Annotated in this window: 14 protein-coding genes; 5 read left to right on the top strand and 9 right to left on the bottom strand. The window is 70.1% G+C overall.

The features are described 5' to 3' along the window. The first annotated feature begins 50 nt into the window (after positions 1 to 50). Positions 51 to 980 carry a DNA adenine methylase gene (locus tag EV385_RS12315; RefSeq protein WP_242625283.1) on the top strand — a complete coding sequence of 310 codons (930 nt, stop codon included), beginning with the start codon at positions 51 to 53 and terminating at the stop codon, positions 978 to 980. On the opposite strand, the gene EV385_RS12310 is transcribed toward EV385_RS12315, so the two are convergent. Then, positions 977 to 1858 carry an ATP-binding protein gene (locus EV385_RS12310; protein ID WP_130509594.1) on the bottom strand — a complete coding sequence of 294 codons (882 nt, stop codon included), beginning with the start codon at positions 1856 to 1858 and terminating at the stop codon, positions 977 to 979. The two genes, EV385_RS12315 and EV385_RS12310, sit on opposite strands and share 4 nt — an antisense overlap. A gap of 245 nt (positions 1859 to 2103) precedes the next feature. Between EV385_RS12310 and EV385_RS12305 the strand changes: the two genes are divergently transcribed. After that, positions 2104 to 3102 carry an AraC family transcriptional regulator gene (locus EV385_RS12305; RefSeq protein WP_130509593.1) on the top strand — a complete coding sequence of 333 codons (999 nt, stop codon included), beginning with the start codon at positions 2104 to 2106 and terminating at the stop codon, positions 3100 to 3102. A gap of 128 nt (positions 3103 to 3230) precedes the next feature. On the opposite strand, the gene EV385_RS12300 is transcribed toward EV385_RS12305, so the two are convergent. From EV385_RS12300 to EV385_RS12285, 4 genes are all read right to left on the bottom strand, one after another. After that, positions 3231 to 4016 carry a hypothetical protein gene (locus tag EV385_RS12300; RefSeq protein ID WP_130509592.1) on the bottom strand — a complete coding sequence of 262 codons (786 nt, stop codon included), beginning with the start codon at positions 4014 to 4016 and terminating at the stop codon, positions 3231 to 3233. 177 nt (positions 4017 to 4193) lie between these two features. After that, entirely contained in the window at positions 4194 to 5192 is a 999-nt protein-coding gene (locus tag EV385_RS12295) for a CU044_5270 family protein (protein WP_130509591.1), read from the bottom strand. Continuing rightward, positions 5189 to 5854, bottom strand: coding sequence for an RNA polymerase sigma factor (locus EV385_RS12290; RefSeq protein WP_242624844.1), 666 nt, complete (start codon positions 5852 to 5854; stop codon positions 5189 to 5191). Before EV385_RS12290 ends, EV385_RS12295 begins: the two co-directional genes overlap by 4 nt. Before the next feature lie 185 nt (positions 5855 to 6039). Further along, positions 6040 to 6462: an ATP-binding protein gene (locus EV385_RS12285; protein ID WP_278044977.1), complete on the bottom strand. Its 423-nt coding sequence runs from the start codon at positions 6460 to 6462 to the stop codon at positions 6040 to 6042. Positions 6463 to 6652: 190 nt separating this feature from the next. On the opposite strand from EV385_RS12285, the gene EV385_RS12280 reads away from it, so the two are divergent. Next, the gene (locus EV385_RS12280; RefSeq protein WP_242624843.1) at positions 6653 to 7018 is read left to right on the top strand and encodes an STAS domain-containing protein; all 366 of its coding nucleotides are present in this window, start codon (positions 6653 to 6655) and stop codon (positions 7016 to 7018) included. On the opposite strand, the gene EV385_RS12275 is transcribed toward EV385_RS12280, so the two are convergent. Further along, positions 7019 to 8275 (bottom strand): PP2C family protein-serine/threonine phosphatase, encoded by a 1257-nt coding sequence (locus EV385_RS12275; protein WP_130509589.1) that lies wholly within the window; start codon positions 8273 to 8275, stop codon positions 7019 to 7021. Positions 8276 to 9062: 787 nt separating this feature from the next. On the opposite strand from EV385_RS12275, the gene EV385_RS12270 reads away from it, so the two are divergent. After that, a complete protein-coding gene (locus EV385_RS12270; protein ID WP_130509588.1) occupies positions 9063 to 9368 on the top strand; it encodes a helix-turn-helix domain-containing protein in 306 nt (101 codons plus the stop codon). Between the two features lie 106 nt (positions 9369 to 9474). Here the strand turns inward: EV385_RS12270 and EV385_RS12265 are convergent, their stop codons facing one another. Together EV385_RS12265 and cspE are read right to left on the bottom strand one after the other, a co-directional pair. Beyond that, positions 9475 to 9756, bottom strand: coding sequence for a hypothetical protein (locus EV385_RS12265; protein WP_130509587.1), 282 nt, complete (start codon positions 9754 to 9756; stop codon positions 9475 to 9477). Between the two features lie 172 nt (positions 9757 to 9928). Further along, positions 9929 to 10132 carry a transcription antiterminator/RNA stability regulator CspE gene (cspE, locus tag EV385_RS12260; protein ID WP_130509586.1) on the bottom strand — a complete coding sequence of 68 codons (204 nt, stop codon included), beginning with the start codon at positions 10130 to 10132 and terminating at the stop codon, positions 9929 to 9931. A 406-nt stretch (positions 10133 to 10538) separates the two neighbouring features. Here cspE and EV385_RS12255 point away from each other — a divergent pair, with 406 nt between their 5' ends. Further along, positions 10539 to 10988 (top strand): peptidase inhibitor family I36 protein, encoded by a 450-nt coding sequence (locus EV385_RS12255; protein WP_130509585.1) that lies wholly within the window; start codon positions 10539 to 10541, stop codon positions 10986 to 10988. Positions 10989 to 11096: 108 nt separating this feature from the next. Here EV385_RS12255 and EV385_RS12250 read toward each other — a convergent pair whose 3' ends face one another. Beyond that, on the bottom strand, positions 11097 to 14057 hold the full coding sequence (locus tag EV385_RS12250; protein WP_130509584.1) for an AfsR/SARP family transcriptional regulator: 2961 nt from the start codon (positions 14055 to 14057) through the stop codon (positions 11097 to 11099). Positions 14058 to 14264 lie beyond the last annotated feature (207 nt).

Raw genomic sequence — 14264 nt, 5'->3', positions numbered from 1 at the left:
CGCGCCGGCGCGACCAAAGCTTCCCCCGGTGCGGCAGACTGACCGGCGTGATGGGTAACGCCGTGCCGCCCCGGCGACTCGCCGCGCTCGGGAACGTGCCCCATGCGATCCCCTACCAGGGCAGCAAGCGCCAACTCGCGCACGCGATCGTCCCGTTGCTGCCCTCCGACACCGACACGCTCGTCGAGCCGTTCGCCGGTTCGGCGGCGATCACGATCGCCGCGCAGCATGTGGGCATTCCGCGCGCGGCCCGGATCGGCGACATCAATGAGCCACTGATCGCGCTGTGGGTCCGGATACTGGAGGAGCCCGCCGCGCTGGCGGACGACTACGAGCGTCTCTGGTATGAGCAGCACACGGATCCGCGCGCCTACTACGACGAGATTCGCGCGAAGTTCAACGCCACCGGCGAGCCCCATTTCCTGCTGTACCTGCTGGCGCGGTGCGTCAAGGCCGCCGTCCGGTACAACCGGGACGGTGCCTTCAACCAGGGCGCCGATCACCGCCGCCTGGGCGCGAAGCCCGAGACCATGCGGGCCAGGATCACCGGCACTTCACGTACGCTGAATCCCTCGACGGTCGCCGCCGCCGGTGGCTACCCGGACATGCTGCTCGGTGCGGCCGACCGGGATGTCGTCTACATGGATCCGCCCTATCAGGGGGTCTCCCGCACGCGCGACCACCGGTACATGGCCGGGCTCGACCGCGACTGCTTCGTCCGGCACCTGGCCGAGGCGGTGGGCCGGGGCACGTCCTTCTTGCTTTCGTACGACGGCGCCACCGGGACCAAGCGCTACGGGGAGCCCATTCCGGAGAGCCTGGGTCTCCTCCACCTGCACCTGTACGCGGGAAAGTCCTCCCAGGCGACGCTCAACGGCCTCGATCACCACACGGTGGAATCGCTGTACCTCTCGCCCGCACTCGTCGACCGCCTGGGTGGTGCCGAGGCGGCGATGGCGCGGCTGTCAACACTGCCCTAGGTGCGACGCTGCCCGAGCGGGGTCCGGTTGGGCTTCTGCCGGGCGCGGGTGACGCCCTGCGCCGCCGTGAGAGTCGCCCAGACGATCTTGCCGGTGCGGGTCGGCAGCGCCCCCCAGGCGGCCGTGGTGGAGTGCACCAGACGCAGCCCGTAGCCCCGACGGGCGGGATCGCCGGGATCGCCCGCGACGTCGCGGGGCAGGGACGGATACCGGCGATCGTGGTCCTGGACGGCCACGTGCAGGCCGGTCGGGTGGCGGGTGACGGCGACGTCGATGTGGGTGCGGGCGTGCTCTATCGCGTTGGCGACCAGTTCGGTCAGCACGGCGGTGACCGGGCGGGACAGGGCGGGCAGCCGCCACGTGGTGCACGCGACGCCGACGGTCTGCGTGACCAGCGGCAGGGCCTCGACGTCGGGGGCCACGTGCAGGACCAGCCGGTCGGCCGGAGCGGTGCGATTCCGCAGGGTCGCGCGGGCCTCCGGGACCGAGGCGTAGACGGGCACGTCCCACCGGGCACCGCACCGGGTGAGGATCGCCGCCAGTGGCGCCGCGGTGGGCAGGCACACCACCACCGGCACCGGCGGCGGAGTGTGAGCACCCCAGAGGCGGGCGGCGCCCCACAGCGCGGCACTGGCGCCGGCCGGATCCCCCAGATCATGCAGATCGATGATGACCCCGGCGGGCTGAGCGACCAGGCAGGAGCACAGGACCTCGGCCGTCACGGTCTTCAGGCCGGCGTCCCAGCGGCCGTGCACGGCGACCTCGGCCAGGGCGGTGTCGAAGTCCCCCAGGACCGTGACGGCCTGCTGGCGGGCTGCCGTCGCGCCGACGCGCCGGTGGGCGCTGGACAGCAGGAACGGTGGCTGATCGCGCCTCATGACTCCCCCAGGGGATCGACGAGCCGGACGGGCGGTGGTCGGCCGCGGCGACGGGACCTCACTCAGAGTCCCACGGCATCGGCGTATCTAAACAGGGCGAAGTGCCCCAAGCCGCCGTGGGTCGCCTCCGAGCTGCGGCGGCTTTCCAGGTCCCGCCGGGCATGCGAGGGTGGATATGTCCTTGCGACCGGGGGCGAGACCGGTGCTGAGGTTCGCCGCCGAACCGTGCCGCCCGTGGAGGCGCCATGCCGGACCAGCCTGCCGACCCACCCCACGAGGTCGGCGCCGGGCCGCCCCCGCACATCGCCCGGTTCGCCACCCACCACCCCGACGAGTTCCGGGACTGGATCGCCGCCCGCTACACCGATTACGAGCAACGGGTACGTCCCCGGGCCCGGGGGTCCAGCTTCGCCGGCGAGTACGGCGCCCTCGGCGGTATCCAATTCGTCCGGACCCGGTACACCGCGGTGACCGTCGATGTCGACTGCCCGCCGCTCTCCCACGTCTCCATCGGACACTGGATCTCCGGAAACGCCCTGGTGCGGTGGGCCGGCGGCGAGGTACGGGCCGGCGCGCGGGACACGCTGCTGTTCCCGCCCTACGGTTTGCGCGGCTGGTTCGACTGCAACCAAGTCGCCAGCGTCAGCGTGACCCTGGACGCGCTGCTGCGGGTGGCCGAGGAGACCACCGGGCTGGACCGGGCGCAGGTGCGCTTCACCGCCCTGCCGCCGGTGTCGGCCGAGGCCGAACGGCAGTGGCTGACCACCGCGACCTACGTACAGTCCGGCATCTACAGCCGTGCGCTGGATCCTCCGCTGCTGCGGACCGCGGCCGAGCAGCTGGTCGCGGCGAGCGTGCTGACGACGTTTCCGAACACCACGATGACCACCGAGCTTCGTACGCCCCGCGATCCGGCCACGCCCGCGACGGTCCGTAAGGCACTGGCCTTCATCGACGCCAACGCCGACCGGCCGATCACCCTGACCGACATCGCCGACGCGGCCGGGGTGGTGCCGCGCACGCTGCACTACGCGTTCCGGCGCCACCGCGACATCACACCGATCGGCTACCTGCGCCAGGTCCGGATGGCCCGCGCGCACGAGGAACTGCACGGGGCCGAGCCCGGCGACGGCACCACGGTCGCCGCCGTCGCCGCCCGATGGGGGTACGCGCGTGCGCACCGCTTCGCCGCCGCCTACCACCGGGCCTACGGCCAACCACCCGCCAAGACGCTGCGCTCCTGACCCAGCCTCGAGGACCCAGCTACACCCTGCGCAACTGACGCGGACGCCGGGCGGCTCCGGCCCGACGGCACAAAGCATCAGGGCCGGTTCCCCACGCGGGAACCGACCCTGATTAGATCAACAGGTGCCTACGACCGGGTCCAGGACCAGTCCTTGACCAGCACCTCGTGCTGCGGGCCCCACGTCGCCGTGGACCCCGGCCAGAGCGAGATCGCCTCGGCCTGCAGGCGCGCCGCGACCTCGGTGCCCCATCCGTTCTTGGTCGTCCGGGAGAACGGCGCCGGAATCTGGGTGCCGTCGATGGACAGTTCCACCCGCTGGCCGCTCGGGTCCACGAGGAAGGAGACCTGGTGCCAGGCCGTGTCCGGCTTCAGGTAGCCGGCCGCCGACCAGGAACTGCCGGTCCACACGCGGATCTTGCCGAAGTTCGCGTCCCACGGGTTGAGGACCCACTGGAACGCGGTGCCGTAGTCGTAGCGGGTGTTCGCGCCGTCCCAGACGAACAGTCCACCCTCGACGGTCTGGGCGTTGCGGGGGCCGCCGGCCGTGGACGGCACGAACGGCATCTGGAAGGAGTAGCTGGCCTGGTGGACGAGCGTCATCATGGACGCGTCGACGACCGGCTTGTACGTGATGTTGTGCGCCATGATCCCGCGGTTGAGGATGTTGGAGCGCAGCCGGGAGTCGGCGCCGCGGTGCTCGGTGGTGATGTCGGCCGCGTTCACCGGCGCCTGGCCGGCCGCCGCGTAGATGCCGTCACCGACGACGGTGGTCCAGCCCGCCAGGTCGGTGCCGGTGTCGGTGACGGGCGTCGTGGCGGCCATGGCGGGCGCCGACAGGCTCGTGGAGGCAGCCACCGCGAGGGCGGCCGCGCCCGCGCCGAGCAGGGCCAGGAAGCTACGTCGGCCGCGCACGGCCGATTGGTTCAGGTTAGGCATGTCCCACTGTTCGGCCCGCGGCCTGCCGCTTGAAGTTCGGCGAGCTGTGACCCTTGTCTAAACGCCTGACCTTTGATTCCCCCGCGGGCGTCCGGGCAGAGATCGTTCAACCGGCCCGCCCGGATCACTCCGGGCGGGCCGGCTGGAGGCGTGTCAGACCGTGTCGCCTACCTTGTCCACGATCCCGGCCCGGATACGGATCTCCAGATTCAGCACGTCGCCCTTCTTGAACCGGTTGGTTCCGTCGAGCGCCTCGGAGACGTGGTCCTTCACGACCACTGAGCGCAGGCCGATCAACTGGTAGGTCTTCGGGTCGAACAGGAAATCGTCGTTGACCCAGCCGTCGACACTGATCGTCACCGCGACCGCCGGCCGTCCGTCGAGGTTGACGGCGTTGGTGTCGATCTTCACGCCGGGCTTGCGGGCGTACCAGCGGAAGACCGCGGCCTCGACGTCCGGCGGGAGAACCTCCTGCAGGATCATCATGCCCGGATCGGACCAGCCGGACCTCTTCGGCTTCGCGAGATACCGGTCGATCTTCTCCGGCGAGGTCAGCCCGGCCAGCTCGTCGTACGGACTCGTCGCGAAATGCGTCCCGTCCGCGACGTCGAGCTTTCCACCGTCGGTCCGGCCGGCATGGACCTTGCCGTCGATGCGCACCCACGACTCCAGGCGAGTCTCATGGGTCTTGCCCTTCACCAGCGCCGCGTTCGGCTCCTTGGCGTCGAGTTTCGGGTCGTTGAAGGTCTGCGTCCGCTCGATGTAGGCGAACTGGTCGGGACGCGGCTTCACCCACGGCTTCAGCGCGGCCGTGAACGCCGCGTTCTCCAGCACCTCGGCCGCCGCGGCGGGCTTGGCGAACGGCAGCGTCGGGAGCACCGGACGGCCGGCGACGGGCGGCTTGTCGCCGTTGCGCCCGGTGGTGCCCGGCGTAGCCGTGTTGAGGTTCTCCACCGCCACGACACCGACGGTCGCGGCCGCCGCGGTCAGGACGGCCGCGGCGATCCGCAACGTCCAGCGGGGCCGCCGGCGGACCACCGGGGCGGGACCGCTCAACCGATCGAGCAGTGCCGCCCGGGCCCGGTCGTGCGCCGCCAACGAAGGGGCCTCGTCCGGTCCGAAAACATCCTGAAGTACGTCGATCTCGTTCACTGAAAAGTCCTTCCCCCAAGTGCCGTACGCATTTCCTGCCGCGCGCGGTGCAACCGTGACCGGACCGTGCCGGCCGGAATGCCCAGCGCCGCTGCCACCTCGGGCTGACTGAGCCCGGCCCACGCCACCAGCAGCAGCACGTCGCGATTGGCCGCGGACAGCCGGCGCAGCGCCCGCGCCAGCCGGCCCTTCGCCGTCGCGGCGTCGAGCCGCCCGGCGACCGCGTCGTCGTGGGCGCCGACCGCCTCGTCCGGCGACAGCTTCGCCAGCGTCTTGTACCGCTTCGACTCGGCTCGCCCCTGACGAGCGATCAGGTTGGACGCGATGCCGTACAACCACGGCGCGGCATCCGGGTAGCTCATGTCGTAGCCGTCGATGCGGCTGAAAGCGACCATGAACGTCTCCGACGCGACGTCCTCGGCCAGATCAGGTCCCAATCGCCGCGCCGCGTAGGCATAGATCCGCCGGTAGTGCCGGTCGAAAACCGCCGCGAAATGCTCCGGCGACCGCTTGGCCTGAGCGATCTTCTCGGCGTCCGTGGGAAACGTGGCGTCGCCGCGCCCGCTTCCGTTGACCCGCGTCATGCCATCGCCGTGTTGGGTGGCGATGACGGGCGCGTCTCGGGCGTAGCGACTCAGGTCCACATCCACGTCCGTCTCCATCGGCTGTCACCATCCTCTCAACCCCTCTTCGCCGCTGGCCACGAAAGTGTTCGCACCTCTTCGCGCCGGGATCGCTGCGGTGACCAGCGCCGATGCCGCCAGTCAGCACGGTCGTGGCACCCGCCGGTACCCGGCAGGTGCAGGCGGTCGCGAATGTGTCGCGGGAGCCGGTGCGGCGTTGCGTGTCAGGACTGCGGTAGTTGGCTCGCGAAGAGGTACTTCCGCATGCGTAGCAACACTTGGCCGGGCCGCACAGTCACGAAGGCGGCGCTGTCGGCGAGTGCGGCGATGAAGGGCAGCCCGCGCCCGCCGAGGGCGAGGGGATCAGCGGGCAGGCCGGCGTCGAGTCCCGCACCGTCCGGGGCGGTGCCGCGGTTGCTGATCTCGATCTGGCAGTTGTCGTCGTCGATGACGATCGCGACGTCGACGGTGCTATCGGGATCGGAGTGCGTCACGGCGTTCGCGCACGCTTCGGAGATGAGCACAGCGAGGTTTCCGCGCACTTCCTCATCGGCTCCGGTGAGGCTCAACAGGGTGGTGAGTACCTGGCGGGCGCGGGTCACGGTGGACGGGTGCCGGGGTAACGACAGCCTCGTGGTGACGTGCACTGCGCTGCTCCTGCTCGGCCGGTTGCTGGGCCGCGTCTGTTTGCGGTGTCGCGCAGTGGGCGATACTGCGCTCCTTCTGGACGGCAGTACCCGAGTGTGGTGACATTAACCGACAACAGTTACTGCCCACGCTAGTCGCTGACCTGCTGCAAGAGGGGTTGAGGCGGATCATCAAGGCGGGGAGGTTGTGGTGGATCTGCTGATGGCGGCCCGGCCCGGCAGGAACTGCACCGTGGTGGAGGTCCGCGGCGAGTTGGACATGGCCACGTCCGCGCAGTTGGGTGCGGGTCTGCAACGGCTGATCGACGCGGGGGACCGCCGGGTGGTGGTGGATCTCGCCGGGGTCAGCTTCATGGATTCCAGCGCGCTGGGTGCGCTGGTGACCGCTTACAAGGCGTTGCGGGAGGCCGGCGGCCGGTTGGGACTCGCCGCAGTGCAGCCCGCCGTGCGCAGCGTCCTGGAGATCACGTCGGTCGATCGGGTCATTGCCGTCTATGACAGTGTCGAGGCGGCCTCGGCTGATGGGCGGCCGGCGGACGCCGGGACCAGCGGCTAGTCAATGGGGCAGCGGCGCGCTGGTCCGCGCCTGGTCGGCGCCGGCGCTGGTACTGCGTTGCGCGCTGTGCCCGCTGTGCCAGTCGACGATCAGCAGGGTGGCGTCGTCGTCCAGGTCCGGTCCGGCGATCTCGAGTACGGCGTCGGCCAGCGCGCGGGCGGCCTCCCGCGGGTGCAGCGCCGTCATCTCCCGCAGCCGTGCGGGGAGGTTCAGGCTGGCGGCTCTGCGTTCGCGCATGCCGTCGGTGAACAGGACAAGGCGGTCCCCCGCGCGCAGCGTGATCTCTGCGCCGTGGAAGCCGGCCTCGGGGAACATACCCAGGGGGAAGTTGCCGGGTAGCGGCAGCTGCCGGGTGTCGCCGTCGCGGACGAGTAGCGGTGGCACGTGCCCGGCGTTGAGCAGCGAGCACTCCCCGGTGCGCAGGTCGAGGCGGCCGAGTACCGCGGTGACATAGCCGCCCGGGACGACGGCGTTCTCGGCCAGTGCGGCGTTCGCTGCGTCGGCCTGTTCGGTCAGGGTGGCCCCGCGACGGCGGGTGTTGCGCAGGCTGCCTACGCCGAGCGTGGCCGTCAGCGCGCTGGCCACCCCATGGCCCATCGCGTCGGTGACGCTGAAGTACAGCGTGTCGCGGGCCAGGCTGTAGTCGAAGGTGTCCCCGGCGATACTCGCGGCGGGCTCCAGCCAACCGGACAAGGTGAACGCGCTGGCCTCACAGGTGTAGGAGCCGGGCAGCAGACGGCGCTGGATCTCCGCGGACAGCGTGAACGGGGTGGTGCGTTGTCCCCACTCGAACAGGTCGGTATGCCGCCGGTTGGCGATCACCACGAACGCCAGCGCGTGCGCCGTGCGAGCGATCTCCGGCAGCACCCCCGGGGCCGGCTCGTCCGGCAGAGTCATCTCCAGCAGGCCGATCACCTCCCCGCGGTCGGTGACCGGGGCCAGCACCGTCCAGCCGTCGGGTTGCGCCAGGGTTTGCACCGTCTGGGTGCGCAGCGCCTGCTCGGCGGGACCGCCGTCGAAGGGCATGACGGTGGCGACCTCGTCACCCTCGCGCCGTTGCCCGCCGGCACCGTCGGCCGGCAGGTTGGCCAGCCGGACCAGCGCCCGGCCGCTGAGATCGGCGATCAGGAACGAGACGGTACGGGCGTTCAGCGCCGCGGCGAGCTCTCTGGTGACCGCCTCCACCGCGTCCACCGGCGGCGCGTTCTCTGCGGCATCCAAGATACCGGCCAGTACCCGCTCCGGACTGCTCTGCACCCCTACACGGTACGAGACCCGCCGATTCCGGACATCCCTCGGGGGGCAGGCCGGTCAACGGTCCGCTCACCGGCTGGGTGACGCACCAGGGCCGCCCCGGGCGCGACCGCGGTAGCCGCCAAGCGGTCGAGGCGTTCGTCGATCCGAGGCGGAAGCCGCGCCAGCCGCCGAGAAAATCTATGTCGGAGCTACTAGACATTCCCGCTGGTCCTGACTAATGTTTCTGTCGTTGACAGCAGAGATCGTCGAAGACGCAGACGAGACGACCGAGCGTTACACAGGGCCCGGACCTTCCGTGGCTCGCTCGGCGCAGCGGTGGAAGTAACTGATCACCGCAGGCAGCAAGGCAAGGCACGTGGAAGTGAAACGGAAGTGGCAGGTAAGACCCTGACGTAGTTCCAGGTCAGGGCGCAGGCGGGCCGATGCAGGTTCAGGGCTCGCTTGGGTAGGACAGTCCGCCGCACGTGGGCGGAGCCATGAAGTCGCGTGGGCTCCGGCACCGGCGGGCAGCACACGAGGTAGGAAGCAGAGGAAAGGGAGGGCCCGAACACCGTTGGATCGCCCGCTGCCAGCAGGAATTTCGGCTCTGGTGCGGACACCGCAGTTTCCATCGAACGAGAGGTGGTCTCCGGTCACGCTTACGCGATCCTCGCACCCTAGGCCGCCGACGGCGGCAGGTGCGGATACGACAACCCGACGAACACGTCGGTAGATGGTGTTTTCGACCCGTAACCCCGGGCCCCGGCGCTTTCCGCGCCGGGGCCCTCGTCATAGATGAGGTACCTGTATGGCCCAACCCGACGACATGTTCGGCGACGACGACTACCCCGCCTACACGATGGGCCGCGCCGCGGAGATCACCGGCGCCTCACAGGACTTCCTGCGTCGCCTCGGCGAGGCGAAGCTGATCACCCCGACCCGCTCTGCCGGCGGGCACCGCCGCTACTCCCGCAACCAGTTGCGCCTTGCCGCCCGGGCGCGGGAGATGGTCGAGCAGGGCACTGCCCTGGAAGCGGCATGCCGGATCATCAGTCTCGAAGACCAGCTTGAGGAAGCCCTCCGGCACAACCAAAATCATCCGCCCCACCAATAGGCGGACGCTGCCCGATCTGACCGCCCGTACGGTCCTTCTCTGCCACGAGAGGGGCCGTTCGCCGTACTCCGGGACCCCCACGCGTGGGTCGACGGCCGTCGCATCATCAGAAGGGTGCTGGTCCGCGGCCGGCCAGTGAAACCAGCACCTGCGTGGCGAGTAGCTTGCGCATGCCAGTGACCGCGACTGTCCCCAGCCGATCGTAGGGCAGTTCCAGTTGAAGCCCCTCGACGGCGTTGCGCAGGTCCGTCGTGACCTCGTCCGGACGGAACGTGCCGCCCCAGCCGTTGACTCCTCCGCGCTGATTGATACTGAGGGAGGCCATGCCGGAAATGCATGCGCCGCCGACCAGGATCAGCCTCGCAGGGCCCGAGTAGGTCGCCGTCATAGTCATGTCCTTTGGGGTGTCGCGCCGTGTTTCCACGGTTCCGGCTGCCCTCCCGGCGTCAGGCGGGCGGGGCGGCGAGTCATCAGATGATCTTTACGATGCCGTGCTGTCCGGGTGAAATGCCGAACGGCGGCCCGCTGAATCAGTCGGGCCGCCGTTGGCAGGGCGTTGATCAGAGCGGGCGGATGTTCTCCGCCTGCGGGCCTTTCTGGCCCTGGGTGATGTCGAACTCCACCTTCTGGTTCTCATCGAGGCTGCGGTAGCCGCTCGTCGAGATCTGGGAGAAGTGGGCGAAGACGTCGGCGCCGCCGTCGTCAGGGGTGATGAAGCCGAAACCCTTGTCGGCGTTGAACCACTTCACGGTGCCTGTAGTCATGTCTGCTCCTTCGCAGGCTGTTTAGAGACCGCATTGCGCGGACTCTAACGCTGCCGCGTTGATTACCCGCGTCGAAACGACACGAAAAACGAAAAGCGCCTCGATGGGTTCAGATGACCCATCAGGCGCCGGATAACGTCCACGGAAATCAAAACTGCAACCGGTCCAGCCTAGCACACGGTCCGCGCTCCCGGGTTGATCATGGTACGAACGGTCAAGGCGGCATGGGCCGGGGTCACGGCCCGCCGCGGCGCCTGCATCCTGTCGCCGAGCCGGTGGCCCGCTGAGGCAGGTCCGGTCGCGCAACGCTGACGGTCTGGACCGTCGCAACCTTTCCACAAGCTTTCCGCAACCGGCGGTCGAGACCGTCGCGTACAACGCCAACCCTTGTGGAAGTGAGGTTGCCATGACATTCACTCATCCGTCACGGACGCTCACGCGCCTGCCGCTCGCTCTGGGCCTGTGCGCTCTTGGGCTCGCCGCTGCGGCATCACCGGCAGCGGCCGCTGCTCCATCCGCCGGGCGGACCGCTGTGCTCGTCGGGTGTCCCGCAGATACGGTGTGCCTGTATAACGACAAGGACTTCAACGGCCCCGTCTTCATGGTCGCGGCCGGTGACTCGTTCCCGACGTTGCACGCGTTTGCCTGTCCGGGCTGTGACAGCCCCAAGCACGGCGCCGGCGACGGCAATTTCGGTGACCAGATGAGCGCCTGGGTGAACAACACATCGTGGACGTACTGCTGGTACTACGACATCGACTATCGCAGTTACGTTGGCACGATGCCGGCCGGTCAGGCAGTGGCCTGGGTCGGCAAACGCGCGCAGGACGAGGCCTCCTCGATCCGGCCCTGTTGATACTGCGACCGCACGCTCGATCTGCTCAGGTATGCGGCACGGTGCATGCCGTGCCGCATACCTGGTGCGCTGGGAGCCGAGAGCCCGCTACCAGAGCTTTGTCCTTGGTCAGGTCAGGATGGCTAGTTCGGCTCTCGTTGCCTCGACGGCTGACAGGCCGAGCTCGGTATAGATTGCGATCGCATGGTCGTAGTGCTGTCTCGCGGTTTGGGTGTCCACCGGCGCAGCGGCTCGGGCCAGACCTCGGCGGGCCCGGGCGATCTGTTCTTGGCAGCCGGCCCGCGTGGCCACGACCAGGGCCTCGGCGTGGTGGCTGCGGGCCATGGCCGGGTAGCCGTCGGCCTGGCAGGCCTCGCCGAGTCCGTTGAGCGCCCATGATTCGCCGACCTGGTCGCCGTGTCGGCGGAACTGTTCGAGCGCCTGCCGGTGTTGGTCGGCCGCGGTGAATGGGTGGCCGCTCAATGACTCCGCCCGTCCGCGGCCGTCGATGGCCCAAGCCTCGCTGTCCCCGTGTCCGAGCTCCGCGAACGTGCGGGCAGCCTCGCTGTGTAGCCGGACGGCCTCGGCCGGCCGTCCCTCGACGGCGGCCAGCTCACCCAAGCCCATCTTCACCCACGCTTCGCCGAAGCGATGCCCCGCTCGACGGTGCAGCACCTTCGCCTCGTCCAGGTGCTGCCGGCCCGCTGTGCCGTCGCCCATCCGGACTTCCACGGTGCCAAGCCTGGTCAGCACATGCGCCTGTCCCGTGACGTCGCCGACCTGCTGAAACAGCGTCAACGCCCGGGCGTAGTAGTAGGCCGCCCGCGGGTACCGGCCGGCGCTTTCGGTGAGCATGCCGACGTTGCCCAGCGCCCGTGCCTGTCCGAGCACGTCGCCGACTTCTTCGAACAGCGTGTGGGCCGCCCACATCTCCGCCGCCGCCAGCTCGATGCGGCCGGCCTGGTGGTGTACGCCGCCCAGGGCGATGCGCGCGTTGGCCTCGGCGGCACGGTCGCCGGTGGCGCGCGCCGCGGCCTGGGCGTCCCGATTGATCGCCAGCGCCACCGCCTGGTGATGCCCGTCGAGGTAGCGAAACAGCAACGCGGACAGCGTCACGGCATGCTCGGGCCGGCCGCGGGTCACGGCCCGGGCGACGAGTGCCTGGACAGCCGGCAGTTCGGTGCCCAGCCAGTCGCGTGCGACATCCACGTTCGTGATCGCGGGGACCGGGCTCACCGGGGCAGCGACGGACGGCCGCCGGTGGGCTTCGCCGGGATACAGGCAGTCCATCGCCGCGGAGACCGTGGCGAGGTAGTAGCCGTACACCCGGTCCAGCGCGGTGTGCGCGTCGAAGTCGTCGCCGGTCTCCGCCGCGTATGCCTTGAGCAGGTCGTGCATGCCGAAACGGTCGGCGCCGGCGGGGTGGATCAGGTGGGCGCGGACGAGGACGTCCAGCTGGCGCCGGGCCTCGTCGAGCGGGCAGCCGGCGAGCGCGGCCAGGGCGTACGCGTCGAACAGCGGTGCCGGATGGCGGCCGAGTGCGGCGAAGGAGCGTCGGGCCGCGGGGCTCAATCGCCGCAGCGACCAGGAGAACACCACCCGCACGGCGGCCCGCTGGTCGTCGCCACCGCTGAGCAGGTCGAGTGCGCGCTGGGCCGCCTGCAGCTCGTCGACCAGGCGGGCCAGCGACGTGGTCGGCCGGGACACCGCGTGCTCGGCGGCCAGGCGCAGGGTCAGCGGCAACCGCACACACCGCTCCGCGAGTGCCGCGGCGGCCTCCGGCGCGGCGGTCACCCGGTCACCGATCAGGCGGCCCAGCAGGGCGACCGAGTCGGCGGCCGGCAGCCGGTCCAGTTGCACGCGGTGCGCGCCGTGCAGGGCCACCAGACCAGCCAGCGAGTCACGGCTGGTCACCATCACGACACAGGTGGAGGTGCCCGGAAGTAACGGGCGGACCTGCTCGACGGTCGCCGCGTTGTCCAGCACGACCAGCATCCGGCGCGCGGAGACCTCCGTGCGGAACCGGGCGGCGCGTTCCTCCGGCCGCAGCGGAATCTTCGCGCCGGCGGGTAGCAACGCTGTCAAGAGCATGGCCAGCGCCTCGGTGGGCGGCAGCGGCTCGCCCGGGTCGTACCCGCACAGATCCAGATACAGCTGCCCGTCCGGAAACCGGCTCCGTTCCCGGTGACACCAGTGCACGACCGTGGCCGTCTTGCCCGACCCGGCCGTGCCGGTGACGCCGATGACTACCGGCTCGTCGCCGGTTCGGCCGGTGAGCCGGTCCAGTTCGGCCAGCTCCTCAGCCCGGCCGGTGAACGCGGTGATGTCGGCGGGCAACTGTGCGGGAACGGCGGCGCGGACCGTGGCCGTCAGCCGTGGGTCGTGGCGCAGTATCGCCCCGTGCACGGCTGCGAGTTCGGGGCCGGGATCCGCACCGAGTTCCTCGCGTAACACCCGGCGCGTCCGCTCATACTGGGCGAGCGCGTCGGCACCACGGTCGACGGCATAGAGGGCGCGCATCAACGCCGCGGCGGCGGTCTCCCGTAATGGATACTCGTCGGTGAGTTCGGTCAGCTGGGTGATGGTGGACGCCGCACCACCACCCCGGATCTCGGCTTCGGCCCACGCCACGACGGCGGCCGCGTGCTCTTCGCGCAAGGTGCGCCGGGTTCGTTCCACCCAGTGCCCGCGCAAACCGGCCAGTGGTTCGCCGTACCAGAGGGAGAGCGCGGACCGCAGCGTGGCGGCGTCGGTGGGGTGGTTGCGAAGCGCGTTTCGGAACCGGTGCACGTCGACCTGCTCGGGCCGGACCACCAGGCGGTATCCGCCCGCTTCCCGGGCCACGTACGTGCTGCCGGGGTCGGCCTGCTCGAGCGCGCGCCGGATCCGGGTGATGTGGGCCTGCAACGAGCGGCGGACCTGCCTGGGCGGGGACTCGCCCCAGACCCGGTCCACCAGCACGTCGACATCGACTGTGCGGCCCGCCTCGAACAGCAGCACGGCGAGCACCGCCTGCCGCCGCGGCTCGCCGAACCCGATGGACCCGCCGGCCGTGTGCAGGCGGATCGGCCCCAAGACCCGGAAATCCACGTCGCCACCCGTTCCTGCCCAGTCCGCGGAACAGTGCACCGTAGAGCCGGCATCTCGGTGACCACAACACATCCGCAACATTTCTGACTGCCCTGGGGGGTCAGGCTCCACCTCGGAAGTGGCGACCGGGTACGGCCTTCACCGATCGTCGCCATCGCCGTCGACAAGGAGGAGATGTGCGTACCAAAAGAACGATCTTGCCCGTGG

Origin of the sequence: Krasilnikovia cinnamomea (assembly GCF_004217545.1) — a bacterium.
Taxonomy (GTDB): domain Bacteria; phylum Actinomycetota; class Actinomycetes; order Mycobacteriales; family Micromonosporaceae; genus Actinoplanes; species Actinoplanes cinnamomeus.
This window is presented reverse-complemented; position numbering and strand designations above follow the sequence as displayed.

Bases quoted from the DNA above. Each gene is read 5' to 3' on its own strand.
- EV385_RS12315 (WP_242625283.1), top strand. From the start codon at position 51: ATGGGTAACGCCGTGCCGCCCCGGCGACTCGCCGCGCTCGGGAACGTG.
- EV385_RS12290 (WP_242624844.1), bottom strand. From the start codon at position 5,854: ATGGAGACGGACGTGGATGTGGACCTGAGTCGCTACGCCCGAGACGCG.
- cspE (WP_130509586.1), bottom strand. From the start codon at position 10,132: ATGACTACAGGCACCGTGAAGTGGTTCAACGCCGACAAGGGTTTCGGC.
- EV385_RS12255 (WP_130509585.1), top strand. From the start codon at position 10,539: ATGACATTCACTCATCCGTCACGGACGCTCACGCGCCTGCCGCTCGCT.
- EV385_RS12270 (WP_130509588.1), top strand. From the start codon at position 9,063: ATGGCCCAACCCGACGACATGTTCGGCGACGACGACTACCCCGCCTAC.
- EV385_RS12265 (WP_130509587.1), bottom strand. From the start codon at position 9,756: ATGACGGCGACCTACTCGGGCCCTGCGAGGCTGATCCTGGTCGGCGGC.
- EV385_RS12305 (WP_130509593.1), top strand. From the start codon at position 2,104: ATGCCGGACCAGCCTGCCGACCCACCCCACGAGGTCGGCGCCGGGCCG.
- EV385_RS12310 (WP_130509594.1), bottom strand. From the start codon at position 1,858: ATGAGGCGCGATCAGCCACCGTTCCTGCTGTCCAGCGCCCACCGGCGC.